This is a genomic window from Pseudomonas putida (assembly GCF_028682175.1).
Classification (GTDB): domain Bacteria; phylum Pseudomonadota; class Gammaproteobacteria; order Pseudomonadales; family Pseudomonadaceae; genus Aquipseudomonas; species Aquipseudomonas putida_AD.
Genome location: NZ_JANHKS010000024.1, coordinates 50,376 through 69,041 on the forward strand (window position 1 = coordinate 50,376; position 18,666 = coordinate 69,041).

Below are 18,666 nucleotides of genomic sequence, written 5' to 3' on the forward strand. Positions count from 1 at the left end.
CATTCGTTGCAGACCTACCGCAATCGTCGGAATGCCGCCCAGAGCAAGCGCGCTCCTACAATCAGCATCGGTGTAGCCTGTGATTCGAATCAGCGATTGATCAGCGCCAGCACCGCATCGGTGATCTGCCGGGTGGTCGCCGTGCCGCCCAGATCAGGCGTGTGCAGGCCGCTTTCGGTGACCGCTTCGATGGCCGACATCAGTTGCTTGGCCGCCGCCGGCTCACCCAGGTGTTCGAGCATCAGGGCGGCGGTCCAGAAGGTCGCGACCGGGTTGGCCACGCCCTTGCCGGTGATGTCGAAGGCCGAGCCGTGGATGGGTTCGAACATCGACGGGAACTGGCGGGACGGGTTGAGGTTGGCGGTGGGCGCAATGCCCAGGCTGCCGGACAGCGCGGCGGCCAGGTCCGAGAGAATGTCGGCGTGCAGGTTGGTGGCGACGATCACGTCCAGCGTCCCGGGTTTGAGCACCATGCGCGTGGTGACGGCGTCCACCAGTTCCTTGTCGATCTTCACGTCCGGGAAGTCCTTGGCGACTTCGTAGAAAATCTCGTCCCACAGCACCATGCCGTGCCGCTGGGCGTTGGATTTGGTGACCATGGTCAGGTGCTTGCGCGGACGGCTGCGGGCCAGTTCGAAAGCGAAGCGATGGATGCGCTCGACCCCGGCACGGGTGAACACCGACACCTCGGTGGCGACCTCTTCCGGCAGCCCACGGTGCACGCGACCGCCATTGCCCGAGTACTCGCCTTCGGAGTTTTCGCGCACCACCACCCAGTCGATCTGCTCGCCGTTGTGCAGCGGGCTCTTCACGCCTGGCAACACACGGGCCGGGCGCACGTTGGCGTATTGGTCGAAGCCCTGGCAAATCGGCAAGCGCAGGCCCCACAGCGAGATGTGGTCCGGCACGTTCAGCGCACCCACGGCGCCGAAGAAAATCGCGTCGAAGGTTTTAAGTTCCGCAAGGCCGCCCTCGGGGATGTAGTAGCCGTTTTTCAGGTAATTGTCCGAATTCCAGTCGAAGTGTTTGAAGTCCAGGGCAAAGCCGGATTTCTTCGACAGGGCCTGCAGCACTTCAACGCCGGCGGCAATCACTTCCACGCCGATGCCGTCGCCTGGGATCGCTGCAATCTTGTATGCGCTCATGTTCAACTCCACTCTCGAAACGTTCTTGTTTTTCCCCTCGAACAGGGCTGTTCAAGCGGGGTGTGAGCGGAGTATATGTAGTGAAACCAAAGCAGTGAGTTCCTTGAAATCACTACATCCATAACTTTGAGTTACGAATGAATCAGTCTCTGGACCTGCAGTTTTTCTACCTTCTGGCCAAGCAAGGCAGCCTCGCCGCAACCGCTCGGGAGCTGGGCGTGACGCCGCCTGCGGTGAGCAAGCGCCTGACCGCCCTTGAGGCCCGGCTGGGCATCCGGCTGGTCAACCGCACTACCCGCTCCATGAGCCTGACCGCCGAGGGCGAGCTGTATTTTTCCCACGCCGCGCGGATCCTCACGCAGATCGAAGAGGTGGAGCAGTTGGTGAGCAGCAGCCGCGCAACGCCCAAGGGCCTGATCCGGGTCAATGCGTCACTGGGCTTCGGGCGGCGCTACATTGGCCCGGCGCTGGCGGCGTTTTTCGCCCGTTATCCGGAGGTGGAAATCCAGCTGGAAATCAGCGACCACCCGCTGGATCTGACCGCCCACGGTTTTGACCTGGGCATCCGTTTCGGCACCCTGCCCGACGCGGCCTTTCATGCCCGCAAGATCGCCTCCAACCGGCGCCTGTTGTGCGCATCGCCCCTGTACCTGGAAAAACATGGCGTGCCGGCGCGCCTGGCAGATCTGCAAGATCACAACTGCATTTTCCTGCGCCAGAACGAAACGCCTTACGGGGTATGGAGCTTCACCAACGGCGGCAGGACGCAGAACGTCAAGGTGCGAGGCGCGCTGGGCTGCAACGACGGAGAGGTGGCCCTGAACTGGGCGCTGGAGGGGTTCGGCATTCTGCTGCGCGCCGAATGGGACATCGCCCGTTATGTACGCAGTGGTCGCCTGCGGCTGGTGCTCGAAGACCAGACCCCGACCCGCGCCGACGTCTACGCGGTGTACCCGCAGCAATTGCACCTGTCGGCGAGGGTGCGCAGCCTGATCGATTTTCTGGTGGAGCGCTTCGAGCACATCGACCACCTGGAGGAGACGATGTCGGAGCGGGAGTGACTCTCTACCATTTCTCTGATGACCACTACCGTAGCAGCGCGGCTTGCCGGCGGGAGCGGTCTCAAGATCACCCGCGGGCAAGCCCGGCTGCTACGGGAACGAGGTGACTGGCGCAGTAAGCTTACCGCCGTACAGGGCACCGCCGTCGGTGTAGGTCTGGGTGTAATGCCGAAGGTGCGCCAACGCCTGCCCCTGCTCATCGAACAGGTGACAGCGCGCCCCTGATACACCCACAGCCAGCGTCTGCCCGGCCTTGACCGAAGACATGCCGTCGCCCTTGACCATCAGGTCGCTGCCCTCGGCGGTCTGGGCATGGGTGAAGGTCTCGCCGCCCAGGTGCTCAACCACCAATGCCGTCACTGGAATCTGCGCATCCCCTGCCCCACGCTCGGACAAGTGCTCCGGGCGCAAACCCAGGGTCAGCGGCTGACCGGGGCTGACGTTCTCACCTTTGACCGGCACCAACAGCCTGGCGCCGCCCGGCAGACTGACCTGTACCCCTTCGGCACTCACCAGCACTGCCTGCACCGGCAGGAAACTCATCTGCGGCGAGCCAATGAAGCCTGCCACGAAGCGGTTGCGCGGGTGGTGATACAGCTCGAGCGGCGAGCCCACCTGTTCGACGCAGCCTTTGTTCAGCACTACGATCTTGTCGGCCAGGGTCATGGCTTCCACCTGATCGTGGGTGACGTAGATCATGGTTGCCTGCAGGTCGGCATGCAGCTTGGCGATCTCGATGCGCATCTGCACCCGCAACGAGGCGTCGAGGTTGGACAGGGGTTCGTCGAACAGAAACACCTCGGGCTCATGCACGATGGCACGTCCGATCGCCACCCGCTGACGCTGACCGCCCGAGAGCGCCTTGGGCTTGCGCTCCAGCAACGGTTCCAGTTGCAGGATGCGCGCAGCGTTGCGCACCTTGGCTTCGATCTGCTCGCGAGGGGTCTTTTGCATCTTCAGGCCGAAGGCGATGTTGTCGTAGACCGACATGTGCGGGTACAGCGCGTAGGACTGAAACACCATCGCCACGCCACGGTCGGCGGGCTCAAGGTAGGTCACGTCTCGGGCGCCGATGCGTATCTGCCCCTGGGTGATGCTTTCAAGCCCCGCGATGCAGCGCAGCAGGGTCGACTTGCCACAACCGGACGGCCCGACGAACACCACGAATTCGCGGCTTTCGATATTCAGGTGGATGTCGTGCAACACCTTGATATCGCCGTAGGCCTTCTCGATGCCGGTCAAACTGAGCTCAGTCAAAATCGTGTCCCCTGGATTTATTGTTGTTGTGGTCCTGCCAACGCCGATCAATTGTAGGAGTGAGCTTGCTCGCGATGGCGGTCTAGGTGTCACACATGTGGGGGCTGACGGTCCGCAATCGCGAGCAAGCTCACTCCTACAGGTGCGTGTTCATTCTGGAACTTGACAGCAAAATATTTCGCTCTACGATCATTTGTAATTCTAAAAATACAAATGTCAAGGAGCACACCGAATGCGGGCTGCGTATATCCATGGCATCCGCGACATCCGCATCGGCGAAAAGCCGGTGCCAGTGCCTGCGGCCGGTGAGGTCTTGTTGCGGGTCAGCGCCGTCGGCGTGTGTGGCAGCGATCTGCATTACTACAAGGAAGGCGCCATCGGCCACGCCCGCATCACCCAGCCATTCATCGCCGGGCATGAATTTGCCGCCCGTGTGGTCGACGATCATCCGCACTTGAACCTTGCGGCCGGGCAACTGGTCGCCGTGGACCCGGCCAAACCTTGCGGGCAGTGCGAATGGTGCCATCGCGGCCACGTCAACCTCTGCCCCCACGTGCAGTTCCTCGGCTCCCCGCCCCACACCCACGGCGCGATGACCGAATACATTGTGGTCGCGCCCAGCCAGATCTACCCCGTCCCCGATCACTTCACCCCGGTTCAGGCAGTCATGCTCGAACCCCTGGGCGTGGCAATCCATGCGATGGACCTGGCGGGCAGTAAAAAACTCTTCGAAACCGTCGCCATCATCGGCTGCGGCCCCATCGGCCTGTGCCTGCTGCAACTGGCGCGGATGCTGTGCAAGAAGGCGATCTACGCCATCGACCCGATCAACTACCGCACCGAGAAAGCCCGGCAACTGGGTGCTGATGAGGTGTCCGCCGATCACGCCGCCATCGCCGAATGGACCCAGGGGCGCGGCGTCGACCTGGTGCTGGAGGCGACCAACTCCCCGGAAGGCTTTCAGATCGCCGCGCAATCGGCGCGCATTGGCGGCCGGGTGGTGCTGGTGGGCATTCCCGATGGCGACCAGTACGCGCCCCTGAGTGCTTCGTTGCTGCGGCGCAAGGGGCTGGACATTCGCATGTCCCGGCGCATGGGCCATGTGTATGACCGGGCAATTGAACTGGTGGCGCAAGGCTCGGTGGACGTCGATTGCCTGGTGACCCATCGCTTCGACCTGGCCCAGGCCACAGAAGCGTTCAGTTACCCCTCGGAATTTCTCGACGGGGCGCTCAAGACGGTGATTCTCCCCCACCCCGAATAAGCAGTGCTGTAACTCCCGACGCGCGTCAGCGCACACAACGCGTAATCCTCACCAACAAGAACAAAGAGGTCACGTAATGAACAAGCTGGTATGGAATGCCCTGGCCCTGTCAATCGCACTCGGCTCAGGCGCCGCCCAGGCCTGGACGCTCGAAGAGGCCGCAACGCCCTACAAGGGCACCGAGATCAAGGCCATTTTCCTCGACCGCCCAGGCTACGCCGCCGCCATCAAGCTGCTGCCCGAGTTCGAGAAAAAAACCGGGATCAAGGTCAGCTACGAAACCATCCCCTACGAGAACAGCCGCGAACGCCAGGTGCTGAGTTTCACCTCCGGCGAACAGCTCGACGTGGTGCTGACCGACGTGGTGTGGATCGGCGAATTCGCCGGCAACGGCTGGCTGGAACCGGTGACCACCTTCACCAAGGACCCCAAGCTCGCGGACCCGGACCTCAAGCTCGACGGCTTCTTCCCGATCCTGCTGGAGTCCTTCGGCGGCTGGGACAACCAGACCTACGGCCTGCCCTTCGATAACTATTCGGGCCTGCTGTTCTACAACAAGTGCATGCTCAAGGATGCAGGCTTCGACAAGCCCCCTGCGACCTGGGACGAGGTGCTCAAGGTTTACGGGCCCAAGCTCACCGACAAGGCCAAGGACCGCTACGCCTACGCCCTGCAATCGCGCCGTGGCGAAACGCAGTCGGCGGACAGCTTCATGCGCTTCCTCTGGCCGTTCGGCGGCTCGTTGCTGGACGCCAACTTCAAGTCCAACCTCAACTCCAAGGCATCCCAGGAAGGCCTGCAATTCCGCCAGGACCTGATGAAGTTCATGCCGCCGGGCATCGTCGACTATGACCACAACGAAGCGGTCAACGCGCTGGCCCAGGGCAAGGTGGCGATGATCACCGAGTGGTCGGCGTTCTACAGCACCCTGGCCGACCCCGGAAAATCCAAGATCACCGACTGCCTGGCCGTGGCCACCGAACCCAAGGGGCCTGCGGGGCTCAAGCCGGCACTGGGCGGGTTCTCGCTGGGGGTCAACGCGCACTCGGACGACAAACAGAAAGCCGCCGCGTGGCTGTTCATCCAGTGGGTGACCTCCGAGGCCATGGCCAAGCCGTACCTGGAGGCCGGTGGCGTGAGTGGGCGGATGTCGGTGTACAAGGATCCTGAGGTGCAGAAGAAATACCCGTTCGTGCAGCCGATGGTGACCTCCTGGGAAGGCGGCGTGCCTGACTACCGTCCACGCTTCCCGCAATGGCCGGAAATCTCTGAAGTGGTCGGCGAAAACGGCACCGCCATCATGCTCGGCAAGACCAGCGTCGAAGCCGGGGCCAAGGCCATCGGGACGAAGATGGAGGACATCCTCAAGAAGGCGGGCTACTACGACGGCAAGGTCAAGTTGCTGAAGTAACGCCGTAACCTGTGGGAGCTGGCTTGCCAGCGAAGACGGTATGTCAGTCAACCTTGGGGTGTCTGACACGCCGCTTTCGCTGGCAAGCCAGCTCCCACAGGGACTGTGCTCAGTTGCAAACGTATTTGCCCGACCAGAGATCCGAACCACCATGTCCAACAATAAAAAACGGGTATTCCCCACGCTCTGGAACAACACCCGGGCGGCCTTTTCCTTTCTGGCGCCGGCCACCGTTGCGCTGGCGCTGATCGGAATCTTTCCCACCGTGTTCGCGCTGGTCAATTCGTTCCGCCAGTACAACCTTGCACGGCCCAAGGACCCGACGCCCTTCATCGGCTTCGACAACTACTTAAACGTGCTCAATGACGCCTCGTTCTGGGCGGCGCTGGGGCGTACCGGGCTGTTTCTGGTCACCGTGGTGCCGATTCAACTGGCCCTGGGGCTGGTCATCGCCCTGCTGCTGCACAAGCCGGGTCTGTCAGGCTTCAAGCTGCTGGCGCGCATGAGCCTGGTGATCCCGCTCGCTACCGCCCCTGCCGTGGCCGGGCTGATCGGCCGGCTGATCTTCAACCGCGATTTCGGCGTGGCCAACGCCTTGCTGGCGATGCTCAACGCAGGTCCCGTGGAATGGCTGGGCGACACCACCAACGCCTTCATCGCCGTGGCCCTGATGGACATCTGGCAATGGACGCCTTTCTGCGCGCTGGTGCTGCTCGCCGGGCTGACCATGGTGCCCAACGAAATCGAAGAAGCCGCGCGTCTGGAGACCCGCAGTCGCTGGCAGATCGTGCGTTACGTGCAGCTGCCGTTTCTGCTGCCCAGTGCGACGGTGATCCTGATCCTGCGCACCGCCGACATCCTCAAGATGTTCGACACCGTGTTCACCATGACCCGCGGCGGTCCGGGCGCAGCCACGGAGCTGGTCAGCGTGTACATCCAGCGCATCGGCTTTCGGGTGTTCGACCAGGGCGTGGCCTCGGCGCAGGCGATCCTGCTGCTGATCCTGACCATCGTGCTGGCGCGGCTGTACATCAAATTCGTCTACCGGGAGATCTGACATGGCAACCGTACCTGCCGCCAACGTCGTGGCCACGCCTGCACGCACCCGCCCGCGAATGAAAGTCAGCGCCTGGCATCTGGTGGGCCTGTTGGCGATCTTCCTGTTCGCGGTGTTTCCGTTCTACTGGATGGTCGCCACCAGCATGAAGACCCAGGCCGAAGCGCTGGCCTCGCCGCCGGTGTGGCTGTTCACCCCGCACCTGGACAACTACGTCAAGGTGCTGTTCGAGCGCGACGTGCTGCATAGCCTGGACAATTCGCTGATCGTCGCCGCCTGCACCACCGTGCTCGCCGTGGGTCTGGGTACACCTGCGGCCTATGCGCTGGCACGGTTCGAGTTCAAGGGCAAGGAGGACCTGTGGTTCTGGTTCATCACCAACCGCATGTTGAGCCCGATTGTCGTGGCGTTGCCGATCTTCCTGATGGCGCGCAACCTGGGGCTGATCGACACGCACCTGGTGCTTATCCTGATCTACCTGACCTTCAACCTGCCCATCGTGGTATGGATCTGCACTGACCAGTTTCGCGGCGTGCCCAAGGATCTGGATGAAGCCGCACGCCTGTCCGGCGCCTCGCGCTTCACCATCTTCTGGCGCATCGCGCTGCCGCTGGCGATGCCGGGCGTGGCAGTGTCGGCGATCTTCTCGTTCATCTTTTCCTGGAACGAACTGCTCTACGCCCTGGTGCTGACGCGCAACGTAGCGCGCACGGCACCGGTGACCGCCACCAGCTTCATGAGCGGCTATGATCTGCCCTGGGGCGAGATCATGGCCACCGGCACGCTGATCGTCTTCCCCGTGATCATTTTTGCATTGATGGTTTCAAAGCATCTGGTACAAGGTCTGACCATGGGCGCCGTGAAATAGGCGCCGCGCTTCCCAGGTTTTGAAGGACGCCGCCGTGCACAATCGCTATCCGGAATTTACCGCCGACACCGATACGGTGAACGCGGAGGATCAACTGAACATCCGTATCGCCTGGTATTACTACGTCAACAGCATGACCCAGCAACAGATCGCCGACCGCCTGGGGATCACCCGGGTGCGGGTCAACAAGGCCCTGGCGACCTGCCGCGAAACCGGCGTGGTGCAGATCCGCATCAACTCGCCGCTGGCCTCCTGCGTGGCCCTGGAGGAGCGCCTGCAGGAGCGCTTCGGCCTAGAAAGAGTCACCGTGGCGCCCTCGCCGGACGATCCGTCGAGCATCTTTCGCGTGCTGGGCGTTGCCGTGGCCCCGAGCATCGAGGAGTCCCTGAGCGATGGCTGCATCGTCGCCGTGGGCTGGGGCCGGACCCTGCGCCAGGCGGTTCGCGAACTGCAGGGCCGCTCGCTGCCGAACACCACCGTGGTCTCGCTGCTGGGCGGCCTGCATTACGGCTCGGCCAACAACACAGTGGAAATCGCCTCGAGCCTGGCAGGCTTGCTGCAAGGCTCCTATTACTACCTGGCCGCCCCGCTCTTCGCGCCGTCGGAGCACTACCGCGACATGATCCTGGCCGAAGCCTCGGTGCAAGCGGTGTTGGGCAAGGCGCGGGAAGCGGACGTCGCGTTGCTCACCGTGGGTGACCTGAGCGAGCGTTCGCTGATGCTGGAACTGGGGCTGGTCAACCCCGAGGACGCCCGCTCGCTGCGCGCCGCCGGTGCCGTGGGCGATCTGCTCGGGCGCTGGCTGGACCGCGACGGCATCGAGGTCAATCACCCGCTCAACCGCCGGGCCATTTCGCTGGACCCGGACGACCTGCGCAAGATCAAGAAAGTGGTGCTGGTGTCCGGCGGCCCGTACAAAGCCGAAATCATCCGCGCCGTGCTGCTGCGCAACGTCGTCCACGAACTGGTGATCGACGAGAGCGCAGCCCTCGAGCTGCTCGAACAAGAACCCTGACCCAACCTCTGGAGCCACCTTCATGCCCTCCCATGATTTCATCGGCAAACGCATTCTGGTCACCGGGGCGGGCAAAGGTATTGGCCGCCAGACCGTCGAGTGGCTCAGCCGCTGCGGCGCCGAGGTGATCGCCCTGGGCCGCATTCCGGCTGATCTGGCCTACTGCGAACAGACGCTGGTGGTCGACCTGGCGGACGTGGCCGCAACCCAGGCGGCGGTGGCGTCGATGCTGCCCATCGACCTGCTGGTCAACTGCGCGGGCGTGGTCGAGCTTGAATCCTTTCTCGACACCTCGGTGCAAACCTTCGACCAGATGATCGCGGTCAACACCCGTGCACCGATGGTGGTGGCCCAGGTGGTCGCGCGGGATCTGATCGCTCGCGGGGTGCCGGGGGCCATCGTCAACGTGTCGAGCCTGGCCGCCGCGGTGGGCACCCGGGATCACGCCGCCTACTGCGCGTCCAAGGCGGCGCTGGATGCGCTGACCCGGGTCATGGCCGTGGAGCTTGGGCCGTACGGAATCCGGGTCAACAGCGTCAACCCGGTGGTGACCCTCACGCCCATGGCCGACAAGGCCTGGAGCGACCCGGTCAAGGCGGCGTCGATGCTGTCGCGCATTCCATTGGGGCGTTTCGTGCAACCGGACGAAATCGCCGCGACCATCGCCTTTCTGCTCAGCGAGGACGCAGCGATGATCAACGGCGTGACCCTCACGGTGGACGGTGGATTCAGCGCTGGTTGAGTTTTGCCAGGCGTGGATAAAGGTCGCGCAAGCGCGGGTAGAGTTCGCTGTACAGCGCCAGCAGTTCGCGATGAAATTCCCGTAGCGCGGGGTTGGGTGAGAACGTCTCGCCACCCTGGGTCATGGCCTGCGCCGCACTGGCGAAATCCTCGTACCAGCCCGCCCCTACGGCAGCTGCGATTCCGGCGCCCAGGCTCGACGCTTCCTGAGTGACGGCGCGAATCACCGGGCGGTCGGTGATGTCGGCGATGATCTGGCACCACAATCGGCTCGCCGCGCCGCCACCGATTGCAACGAAAGCATCGACCGGCTCACCCGTGGCCTCGACCATGCGCTGAGTGGCCAGGGCCTGCTCCAGCGCGATACCTTCGAGCACGGCGCGGTAGATCTGCGCCCGGCCGTGATCCGGTGACAACCCAAGCAGGCAGCCCCGCGCATCCTGGTCCCAATAGGGGTTCATCACCCCGTTCCAGTACGGCAACAGAATCAGCCCCTCGCTGCCGGGGGCGACGCGCGAGGCTTCTATCTCCAGCCGGATCAGGCTGTCGGGCTGGGCAACCACGTCGATCTCGAAAAACTGCTTGAGCAGGCTGTTGATCAGCAGCGTGCCTGACCGCAGGGAGGTTTCCAGCACATAGCCTTTGCGGTCGATGGCGCAGAGGGTGCGGAAGGCGTCGTTCACCCGAGGGGTTGCGGCGTAGACGCCCGAGACGATCGCGGTGCCCAGGTTCAGATACGCCGTACCGGGGCTGACCACACCGATGCCAAGGCCGCCGGCCTGCCCGTCACCACCGCCGGCGACCACGGGGGTGCCGACTGGCAAACCAGTCAGTGCATGGGCGTCTTGAGTGATTGTGCCCAGCACAGTGCCGGGAGCGCAGGCCTTGGGGAAACACTCGCTGCCAAGCGCAATGGGCAGCGCCCTCAGCACATCGTCCGCCCAGCGATGCCGGTGGATGTCGAAGGCTCCGAACGGATCGGCGCTGGCCCAGCTTGTCACGAACGCGCCGGTGAGCTTGCGCACGAGCCAGGCGTGGGGATCGTAGACGTGGCGAATCTTGTGAAACAGCTCGGGCTCGGCATCGGCCAGCCAGGCCAGGCTGTAAATGGCCGGCGCCCAGTCGTGGGGCTTGCCGGTGATGCTGTGCAGGCGTTCGTGGCCTACCCGCTGACACAGCGCTGATACCTCATCCTTGCGACGCTCGTCGAGCCAGAGCATTGCCGGGCGCAGCAGTTGGTCACGGGCGTCGGTGACCGCCACGGTTTCACGCTGGTTGACCACCGCGACCGCCGCGATGGAGCGGCCCTCGATCTGGGCCAGCAGCGATTTCACCGCCTGCTGCGTGGCGCACCACCAGTGCTCGGGGTCCTGCTCGTAGGCATTGGGTGCCGGACGCGACAGCGTCAACGGCGCACGCCCCTGGGCGACCAGCACGCCCCGCGCATCCCAGGCGATGGCCTTGCAGGTGGTGGTGGAAAGATCGATACCGATGACCAACTCGTGCATGCGCGCCCTGCTCCGTCCGTGCGTGACAACCTGCGAATCGTAGCCCAGGACGCACGCCCTTGCGCCATCGGAATGAAACCCCGTGTGTCCACCACGGCGCACACCGCATTCAAACCCGCTCCCGCGCCACGCCGTTTCTCACGCGAACGATGTCCGCCAACACCGCCAGGGCGATCTCTGCGGGTGTCTTGCTGCCCAGCGCCAGGCCGATCGGGGCATGGATGCGGGCCAGCGTCGCCTCGTCCATCCCGGCAATCCGCTGCAAGCGCTCCATGCGTTTTTCGCTGGTCTTCTGCGACCCCATGACCCCGATGTAAAACGCCGGGCTGTTCACCGCCTCCATCATGGTCAGGTCGTCCAGCCGTGGATCATGGGTCAGCGCCACCACCGCCGTAGCCTCATGGCACCCCCCTTCGGCGATCCAGCGCGCCGGCAGAATCGGTTCAAACCGCACATTGGCGATCCCCAATGGATGCTGAAACTCTTCGCGGGGCTCACAGATAATCACCTCGAAATCCAGCGCCAGGGCAAATTGCGCACAGAACAACGCCACCGTCGAAACACCCGCGATGACCAACCGCTGAGCCGCGCCGAACCGCACGCGCAACCGCTCCCCGGAGCGTTCCACACGCGGGCCGTCCTGGTTGTCTTCGAGCAGTTGTGGATCAGCGAACGGCAAGCGCCATTCCCGCACCAGCCGTCCGCGCCCCAGCAGCGCCGATTCCAGCCGACGAAGGTGCTCGATATTCGTCCCATGCGCCTCAAGCCGCTCGACCAACACCTCCAGCACCCCGCCACAAGGCAGGCGCACTTGCGGTGCGTCGCTGCCGTCGCCATAGCGCACCAGTGCAATGGGCTCGGCAAAACCGCCCTGGGCAACCCGCTGCAGGAAATCGTCCTCGATGCAGCCCCCTGACAGCGACCCGCAGCTCGCGCCATCGCTTCTGGCGACCAGCAATGCACCGGGCGGGCGCGGCGATGAGCCGAAGCTGGCAATCACGGTGCACAGCCACACCGTCTGCCCCGATTCGAGCCAGTGGATTGCCCGTTGAATCACCTGCAGATCAAGCGGTTGCATGGCGAACACTCTTTTCATGAAGTAAACACTTCATGAAAAGGCAAGATCGATGCCATCTGCGAGATACGCCATCCGGGTCCATCCCGCCCGGCCCTATCGTTATATCCAACGCTATACAACGATCGTTCTCTGTGCTGATCTGTATCCTTCGGTGACAACTGCACCGCTCCAATACCCACAATAACGACAACGGAACCGCTCACCCATGCTCCTGCGCCAACTGACCTACCTGGTGACGCTCGCCCAAGAACAGCACTTCGGCCGTGCCGCAGAGAAATGCAACGTCTCGCAGCCGGCCTTTTCCGAGGCCATCCGCAACCTGGAACAGGACCTGGGCATTTCAGTGGTGCAGCGCAGTCGCCGCTTCGAAGGGCTGACCTGCGACGGCGAGAAGGTGCTGGTCTGGGCGCGGCGGATCCTCGCCGATTGTGGCGCCATGCGTCAGGAGGCCGGCCACGACGAGCAAGACCCCGCCGGCGTGTTGCGCCTGGGGGCCATCCCGACGGTGCTGTCGATGGTGCCGCTGATGACCGACTCCTGCCTGACCGCCTACCCCCGCCTCAATCACGAGGTGTACACCCTGGCGACCTCGGACATCCTGCAGCGCCTGGCCAATTTCGAGCTGGACCTGGGCATGACGTACCTGGCCGACGTTCGCTTGCAGGCGTTCGAAACGCTGCCGCTGTTCAAGGAGCGCTACGTGCTGATCGCCCGGGACGACACGGCCCTCAGCCACGAACAAAGCCTGACGTGGGACGCCGTGGCGCAACTGCCGCTGTGCCTGTTGACCCGCAACATGCAGTGCCGCAAAGGGGTGGACGACGCCTTTGCCCGAGCGGGCGTATGCGTGACACCCAGGGTCGAGACCGACTCGATGATGGTGCTTTACGGTCACGTACGCTGCTCGGGGTTGTACAGCGTGGTGCCCCACAGCGCGCTGTCGATGAGCGAGATGCGCGAAGAAATTACCGCGATTCCCATTGTCCCGGAGCTGGCCAGGGAGATCGGCCTGGTGTTTCTGCGGCGCGATCCGCAACCGCTGCTGATCAATTCGGCGCTGAACGTAATCCGTTCACTGGACCTGCAAAGCCGGGTCGACTCCTTCCTGCGCTGTTGATCGGTCTGTCCGATCTATAGATCGGAACAAGCGATTGGCTCTGGATCGCAGCCTCCCCGAGGATGGCTCGCAAGCGGCAACGATCCGCTTCGGCGAGTGGCATGACGCGCCCTCGTTCATCCAACAATCAGGAGGCACCATGGCGAAAATTGTTTGCGTACTCTACGACGACCCGGTCAACGGCCAACCCCAGTCCTACGCCCGCGATGATCTGCCCCATCTGGAACGCTATCCCGACGGCCAGACGCTGCCGACCCCCAAGGCCATCGACTTCCAGCCCGGCACGCTGCTGGGCAGTGTTTCGGGTGAGCTGGGGTTGCGCAAATACCTGGAATCCAACGGTCACCAACTGGTCGTGACCTCCAGCAAAGACGGCGTAGACAGCGTGCTGGATCGCGAACTGCACGATGCCGAGATCATCATTTCGCAACCGTTCTGGCCGGCCTACATGACCGCCGAGCGCATGGACAAGGCACCCAAACTCAAGATGATCGTCACCGCCGGCATCGGCTCCGATCACACCGACCTGCAGGCGGCCATGGACCGCGGCATCACGGTGGCCGAAGTGACCTACTGCAACAGCAACAGCGTCGCCGAACACGTGGTGATGACCACCCTGGCGCTGGTGCGTAACTACCTGCCGTCGCACAACTGGGTGCTCAAGGGCGGCTGGAACATCGCCGACTGCGTGGCCCGCTCCTACGACGTCGAAGGGATGCACGTCGGCACAGTCGCTGCCGGGCGCATCGGCCTGCGCGTGCTGCGTCTGCTCAAGCCATTCGACATGCACCTGCACTACATGGACCGCCATCGCCTGCCCGAAGCGGTGGAGAAAGAGCTGAACCTGACCTACCACTCGACGCTGGAAAGCCTGGCCAAGGTCTGTGACGTGGTGACGCTCAACTGCCCGCTGCACCCTGAAACCGAGCACATGATCAACGGCGATTCGCTCAAGCACTTCAAGCGCGGCGCGTATCTGATCAACACCGCGCGGGGCAAGCTGTGCGACCGCGACGCCATCGCGGCGGCACTGGAGAGTGGCCAACTGGCAGGCTACGGCGGCGACGTCTGGTTCCCGCAACCGGCACCTGCCGATCACCCATGGCGCGGCATGCCCCATCACGGCATGACCCCGCACATTTCCGGCACCAGCCTTTCGGCGCAGGCCCGCTATGCGGCAGGCACCCGTGAAATTCTCGAGTGTTATTTCGAGAACCGCCCGATCCGCGACGAGTACCTGATCGTCCAGGGCGGCAAACTGGCCGGCGTCGGCGCGCACTCCTACAGCGCGGGGAATGCGACCAAAGGGTCGGAAGAAGCCGAACGCTTCAAAAAACGGTAACGCCCCATGACCCAGCTCTCATCGACAGTGCCAGGTATTCTGGCCACTTCCCGACGGGCGCGGATCGGCCAGCTGTTGCTGGCCGGTCTGGGGGCATTTCTGGCATTGAGCGTGGTCGGTGCGGTGACCACGTTCAGCGAGCAGCCCCTGCTGATCGGCTCGTTCGGCGCGTCGTGCGTGTTGCTGTTCGGCTTTCCCAAGGGGCCGTTCTCCAGGGTGCGCAATGTCATTGGCGGGCATGTGCTGTGCTCGACGATCGGCGTGGGGTGCCTTGCCCTGTTCGGCCCGGGCATCGCCCCCATGGCTCTTGCGGTGGCGCTGTGCGTGATGGTGATGGCAATCACCGGCACCACGCACCCACCTGCGGGCGGCAACCCGATCATCATCTTCATGACCCAGCCCGGCTGGACCTTCATCCTGATACCGACCCTGGCAGGGGCCGTGCTGCTGGCGGCGATTGCCTGGGTGTACTGGAAAGCCTCCACCCGGCTCAACGCCCCACCCGGCAACCTTGGTTGATGCCCCGTTGTAGTCCGGCTTGCCGGCGATGGCGACCTCAAGATCGTCCCCGCCGGCAAGCCGTGCTGCTACGGGGTATGCGGTGGGACACAAATTCCGTCAACACCCACACCTCCACGTAGCAGTCCGGCTTGCCGGCGATGGCGATTTCGAGGACGCCGACGCCGGCGAGCCGGACTGCTACGGGTCAGGGGTGAGGCACAAATCTCGGGTACGCCAATCATCCCGTAGCAGCCGGGCTTGCCCGCGGGAGCGTCCTCGAGTGGGCATAAATCTGCGGTTCGTTGACATCTGCCCCAGCCTCATCAACTCTTGCCCATCGGTACAGGCAGGAGCTTACGATGGCGAGCAAAGAAGAAATCGCGGCGTTCATCGCCCGGGAGTTTCCGCAGACGCGGATTGTGGTCGAGGCCGTTGGGGATCAGCGGGCTACCATTTCCCAGGTGGTCGAGCATTCGGACCTACGCCCAGGCGGCACGGTGTCGGGGCCCACGCTGATGGCGGTGGCCGATGTGGCGCTGTATGTCGCTGTACTCGGGGTCATCGGCATTGTGCCCTTGACCGTGACCACCAGCCTCACAATCAACTTCCTGCGCAAACCCGAGGCCGGGCGGCGGATCATCGCCGAATGCCAACTGATGAAGGTCGGCAGGACCCTGGCCATCGGCGAAGTCTCGCTCTACTCCGAAGGCCTGCCGGACGCCGTGGCGCATGTGGTGGGTACCTACTCGATCCCACCACAACAGCGGATGTGATCAGAACTTCCAGCGCGCATTGACCACCGCATTGCGCGGCTCGCCGTAGCTGCCGGAGTTGAACGTGCCCAACCCGTCGTAATACTTCTTGTCGAACAGGTTGTTGACGTTCAGCCCCAGGCTCAGGTGCTCGTCCACCTTGTAGTTGGCCAGCAGCCCCACCACACCATAGGGCCGCTGATGGGCCTTGGTGTTGAACTCCTCGTTGACCGCGTAGATATCGCTCTGCCAGGTCATGTTGCCGCCTACCGTCAGCTTGTTCAGCTCACCCGGCAAGCGGTAGGTCGTCCCCAGCTTGAACAGGTTCATCGGCTGGTTGGTCTCGACCCGGTTGTCGTCCTTGTCATGGGATTCGCGGTAGGTGTAGCCGCCGAGGATGTTCCAGCCCGGCAGGATTTCACCCGAGATTTCCGTCTCGATACCGCGCGTGGTGGTGCCGCTGATCGCCCGGTAGATTTCCTGCGGGCCGCTGTCGTCCACCAGTTGCGGGGTGTTTTTCTGTTTGACTTCGAACAGCGCGACGCTGGCATTGAGCGCGCCATCGAGGAACTCACCCTTCAGGCCGATCTCGTAGTTGTCACCTTCAAGCGGCTCCAGCGACGTGCCCCCCGCTGTCTTGTAGAAGGTCTGCGGCAGGAAGATGCTGGTGTAGCTGGCGTACACCGAGTACGTCTCGTTGAGGTCGTAGATCACCCCGGCATAGGGCGTCACCACGCCGGTCTTCTTGGTGCGGTCGCGGCCGGTGACTTCGCCGGTCAGATCGTCGCTGGTGTCGTCACGCTCGTTCCACGAACTGACCCGCGTACCGAGGATGACCGACAGCGAATCCGTAGGCTTCAAGCGCAAGGCACCGTAGACGCCGTTCTGGCTCAGGCGGCTGAGGTTTTCCTCGGTTTTGCCAAGGTGCAGCTTGCCGCCGGGATTGCCATCGTACTGGTAGATATTGTCGACCGAAGGCGTGGCACGCTCGTAGGTCGGGAAGTTGAGGTGGGTGTAGGCGACGTTGGCGCCGAACACCAGCTCGTGCTCGCGCCCGCCCAACTGGAACGGCCCGGTAACGTAAAGGTCGGCGTTGTCCTGGGTCTGGTAGCTGTCCAGGCGGTTGACGAACATCGACACCCCGGTGCCGGTCTCGAAATCCGGAGCGCCTGCGCTGGCCGAGCCGACCACCCCATGGCGGTAGGCATATTGATGGCTGTAGGCGGCTTTCAGGGTCCAGTCGTTGGCCAGTTTGTGCTCCAGCACGGTGCTGAAGTTGTAGTGGCTGTTGTCCAGATAACTCCACTTGGCGCCAGGGTTGAACGAGCGAGAGAAATGGGTCGCTGTTCCATTGCTGTTGAACAGCGGGATGTGGCCGAAGCTGACCCCGTCCGAATCGTTGTTCTGATAGTCCAGGCTCAAGCGCAGCAAGGTGTCTTCGCTCAGGTCCACGTCCACCGCGCCGTACATCACGCGTTTTTCAGTGCTGTACCAGTCGACGAAGGATCGCGAGGTTTCATAGGCGCTGACCAGTCGCCCGCGAATGTTGCCGCTCTCGGTCAAGGGGCCGGACACGTCGGCCTCGGCGCGGTACTTGTCCCACGCCCCCGCCTCGCCATACACATACCCCTGGAAATCATCGGTGGGGCGTTTGCGCACCAGGTTCAGCGTGGCCGATGGCGTACCCGCGCCGCTGAGCAGGCCGGTGGCGCCGCGCACGACTTCCACTCGGTCATAGATCGCCATGTCAGCCAGGGTGCTGGTGAACTGCTGGGATTCGTTGACCGTCTGCGAAGGAATACCGTCGTACTCGAAGTTCTGGATCTGGAAACCGCGTGAATAAAAGGTGTAGCGATCACTGTCGCGGTGGTTGCTGGACAGGCCCGGGGTGAACTTGACCACATCGTCCAGCGAGGCCAGGTGGTGGTCGGTCATGACCTGACGCGGGATCACGGTGACCGACTGCGGCGTCTCGCGCAGAGACAGGCCCATCTTGGTCGCGGTGCTGGTCTGGCGCGGCGTGTAGGTGCCGCTGTATTCGGTGGTTTCATCGATGCCGGTGCCCACCACGCTGGTCGCGCCCAGTTGCATGGCCGAGGACTTCTCACTGCGATACAGCACGTAGACACCCTGGGCACCGGGGGCTGCAATCAGGTCCGAACCTGCCAGCAGCGTGGCGAACCCCTGCTCGACGCTGTAGGTGCCATTGAGCCCCGCACTTTGCTTGCCATCGGTCAGGCCTGCCTGGAATGACAGCACGATGCCGGCCTCGTTGGCGAAACGACCCAGCACCGCACCCAGCGGGCCCGGTGCGATGGCATAGCTTTTCTGCACGCTGGCCGCCTGCGCGTAGGCACCGCCCAACAAGACCGGTTCCAGCCAGGCAAGCGAAGCCCCGAGCACCGCGAGTTTCAGTGTGTTTTTGGGCTTGAATGCACGAAGGTTTGCAGCCGGTTTGTTCGGGTTACGCATGCTCTCTCCTGAGGCCCGTTTGGCGGGCGTTGTAAGGGTTTCTCACAAGGAGTCGCGCGAGCTTGCGCAAATCGACA

The 18,666-nt window shown here is 63.4% G+C and carries 16 protein-coding genes; 11 read left to right on the top strand and 5 right to left on the bottom strand.

From position 1 onward, the window contains the following. Window positions 1–89: 89 nt before the first annotated feature. Window positions 90–1,145 (bottom strand): tartrate dehydrogenase, encoded by a 1,056-nt coding sequence (locus NPS29_RS17250; protein ID WP_274133948.1) that lies wholly within the window; start codon window positions 1,143–1,145, stop codon window positions 90–92. 137 nt (window positions 1,146–1,282) lie between these two features. On the opposite strand from NPS29_RS17250, the gene NPS29_RS17255 reads away from it, so the two are divergent. Further along, a complete protein-coding gene (locus NPS29_RS17255; RefSeq protein ID WP_274133949.1) occupies window positions 1,283–2,206 on the top strand; it encodes a LysR family transcriptional regulator in 924 nt (307 codons plus the stop codon). Between the two features lie 90 nt (window positions 2,207–2,296). Here the strand turns inward: NPS29_RS17255 and NPS29_RS17260 are convergent, their stop codons facing one another. Next, window positions 2,297–3,463, bottom strand: coding sequence for an ABC transporter ATP-binding protein (locus NPS29_RS17260; protein ID WP_274133950.1), 1,167 nt, complete (start codon window positions 3,461–3,463; stop codon window positions 2,297–2,299). Between the two features lie 232 nt (window positions 3,464–3,695). On the opposite strand from NPS29_RS17260, the gene NPS29_RS17265 reads away from it, so the two are divergent. The 6 genes from NPS29_RS17265 to NPS29_RS17290 all read left to right on the top strand — a co-directional run bounded on the left by NPS29_RS17265 (window position 3,696) and on the right by NPS29_RS17290 (window position 9,820). Next, window positions 3,696–4,727: a zinc-dependent alcohol dehydrogenase gene (locus tag NPS29_RS17265; protein WP_274133951.1), complete on the top strand. Its 1,032-nt coding sequence runs from the start codon at window positions 3,696–3,698 to the stop codon at window positions 4,725–4,727. 76 nt (window positions 4,728–4,803) lie between these two features. Next, a complete protein-coding gene (locus tag NPS29_RS17270) occupies window positions 4,804–6,138 on the top strand; it encodes an ABC transporter substrate-binding protein (RefSeq protein WP_274133952.1) in 1,335 nt (444 codons plus the stop codon). 151 nt (window positions 6,139–6,289) lie between these two features. Then, window positions 6,290–7,195: a carbohydrate ABC transporter permease gene (locus NPS29_RS17275; RefSeq protein ID WP_274133953.1), complete on the top strand. Its 906-nt coding sequence runs from the start codon at window positions 6,290–6,292 to the stop codon at window positions 7,193–7,195. A 1-nt stretch (window position 7,196) separates the two neighbouring features. After that, entirely contained in the window at window positions 7,197–8,063 is an 867-nt protein-coding gene (locus NPS29_RS17280; RefSeq protein WP_274133954.1) for a carbohydrate ABC transporter permease, read from the top strand. A gap of 34 nt (window positions 8,064–8,097) precedes the next feature. After that, window positions 8,098–9,078, top strand: coding sequence for a sugar-binding transcriptional regulator (locus NPS29_RS17285; RefSeq protein WP_274133955.1), 981 nt, complete (start codon window positions 8,098–8,100; stop codon window positions 9,076–9,078). Window positions 9,079–9,100: 22 nt separating this feature from the next. Beyond that, entirely contained in the window at window positions 9,101–9,820 is a 720-nt protein-coding gene (locus NPS29_RS17290) for an SDR family oxidoreductase (RefSeq protein ID WP_274133956.1), read from the top strand. On the opposite strand, the gene NPS29_RS17295 is transcribed toward NPS29_RS17290, so the two are convergent. Further along, a complete protein-coding gene (locus NPS29_RS17295; protein ID WP_274133957.1) occupies window positions 9,807–11,327 on the bottom strand; it encodes a xylulokinase in 1,521 nt (506 codons plus the stop codon). The genes NPS29_RS17290 and NPS29_RS17295 overlap by 14 nt on opposite strands. Window positions 11,328–11,436: 109 nt before the next feature. Next, complete coding sequence (locus tag NPS29_RS17300) at window positions 11,437–12,405, bottom strand: XdhC family protein (protein WP_274133958.1); 969 nt, start codon at window positions 12,403–12,405, stop codon at window positions 11,437–11,439. Between the two features lie 205 nt (window positions 12,406–12,610). Between NPS29_RS17300 and NPS29_RS17305 the strand changes: the two genes are divergently transcribed. The 4 genes from NPS29_RS17305 (at window position 12,611) to NPS29_RS17320 (ending at window position 16,138) form a co-directional block, all read left to right on the top strand. After that, window positions 12,611–13,522, top strand: coding sequence for a LysR family transcriptional regulator (locus NPS29_RS17305; RefSeq protein ID WP_274133959.1), 912 nt, complete (start codon window positions 12,611–12,613; stop codon window positions 13,520–13,522). A gap of 139 nt (window positions 13,523–13,661) precedes the next feature. Further along, window positions 13,662–14,864: an NAD-dependent formate dehydrogenase gene (locus NPS29_RS17310; protein WP_274133960.1), complete on the top strand. Its 1,203-nt coding sequence runs from the start codon at window positions 13,662–13,664 to the stop codon at window positions 14,862–14,864. 6 nt (window positions 14,865–14,870) lie between these two features. Beyond that, complete coding sequence (locus NPS29_RS17315) at window positions 14,871–15,383, top strand: HPP family protein (RefSeq protein ID WP_274133961.1); 513 nt, start codon at window positions 14,871–14,873, stop codon at window positions 15,381–15,383. A 341-nt stretch (window positions 15,384–15,724) separates the two neighbouring features. Next, on the top strand, window positions 15,725–16,138 hold the full coding sequence (locus tag NPS29_RS17320) for a PaaI family thioesterase (protein WP_274133962.1): 414 nt from the start codon (window positions 15,725–15,727) through the stop codon (window positions 16,136–16,138). Here the strand turns inward: NPS29_RS17320 and NPS29_RS17325 are convergent, their stop codons facing one another. Then, on the bottom strand, window positions 16,139–18,589 hold the full coding sequence (locus NPS29_RS17325) for a TonB-dependent siderophore receptor (RefSeq protein WP_274133963.1): 2,451 nt from the start codon (window positions 18,587–18,589) through the stop codon (window positions 16,139–16,141). Window positions 18,590–18,666 lie beyond the last annotated feature (77 nt).

What these genes read in the sequence shown, in the direction of transcription:
- NPS29_RS17250 (WP_274133948.1), bottom strand. Translation starts at nt 1,145, where the DNA reads ATGAGCGCATACAAGATTGCAGCGATCCCAGGCGACGGCATCGGCGTG.
- NPS29_RS17255 (WP_274133949.1), top strand. Translation starts at nt 1,283, where the DNA reads ATGAATCAGTCTCTGGACCTGCAGTTTTTCTACCTTCTGGCCAAGCAA.
- NPS29_RS17265 (WP_274133951.1), top strand. Translation starts at nt 3,696, where the DNA reads ATGCGGGCTGCGTATATCCATGGCATCCGCGACATCCGCATCGGCGAA.
- NPS29_RS17270 (WP_274133952.1), top strand. Translation starts at nt 4,804, where the DNA reads ATGAACAAGCTGGTATGGAATGCCCTGGCCCTGTCAATCGCACTCGGC.
- NPS29_RS17275 (WP_274133953.1), top strand. Translation starts at nt 6,290, where the DNA reads ATGTCCAACAATAAAAAACGGGTATTCCCCACGCTCTGGAACAACACC.
- NPS29_RS17280 (WP_274133954.1), top strand. Translation starts at nt 7,197, where the DNA reads ATGGCAACCGTACCTGCCGCCAACGTCGTGGCCACGCCTGCACGCACC.
- NPS29_RS17290 (WP_274133956.1), top strand. Translation starts at nt 9,101, where the DNA reads ATGCCCTCCCATGATTTCATCGGCAAACGCATTCTGGTCACCGGGGCG.
- NPS29_RS17295 (WP_274133957.1), bottom strand. Translation starts at nt 11,327, where the DNA reads ATGCACGAGTTGGTCATCGGTATCGATCTTTCCACCACCACCTGCAAG.
- NPS29_RS17300 (WP_274133958.1), bottom strand. Translation starts at nt 12,405, where the DNA reads ATGCAACCGCTTGATCTGCAGGTGATTCAACGGGCAATCCACTGGCTC.
- NPS29_RS17305 (WP_274133959.1), top strand. Translation starts at nt 12,611, where the DNA reads ATGCTCCTGCGCCAACTGACCTACCTGGTGACGCTCGCCCAAGAACAG.
- NPS29_RS17310 (WP_274133960.1), top strand. Translation starts at nt 13,662, where the DNA reads ATGGCGAAAATTGTTTGCGTACTCTACGACGACCCGGTCAACGGCCAA.
- NPS29_RS17315 (WP_274133961.1), top strand. Translation starts at nt 14,871, where the DNA reads ATGACCCAGCTCTCATCGACAGTGCCAGGTATTCTGGCCACTTCCCGA.
- NPS29_RS17320 (WP_274133962.1), top strand. Translation starts at nt 15,725, where the DNA reads ATGGCGAGCAAAGAAGAAATCGCGGCGTTCATCGCCCGGGAGTTTCCG.
- NPS29_RS17325 (WP_274133963.1), bottom strand. Translation starts at nt 18,589, where the DNA reads ATGCGTAACCCGAACAAACCGGCTGCAAACCTTCGTGCATTCAAGCCC.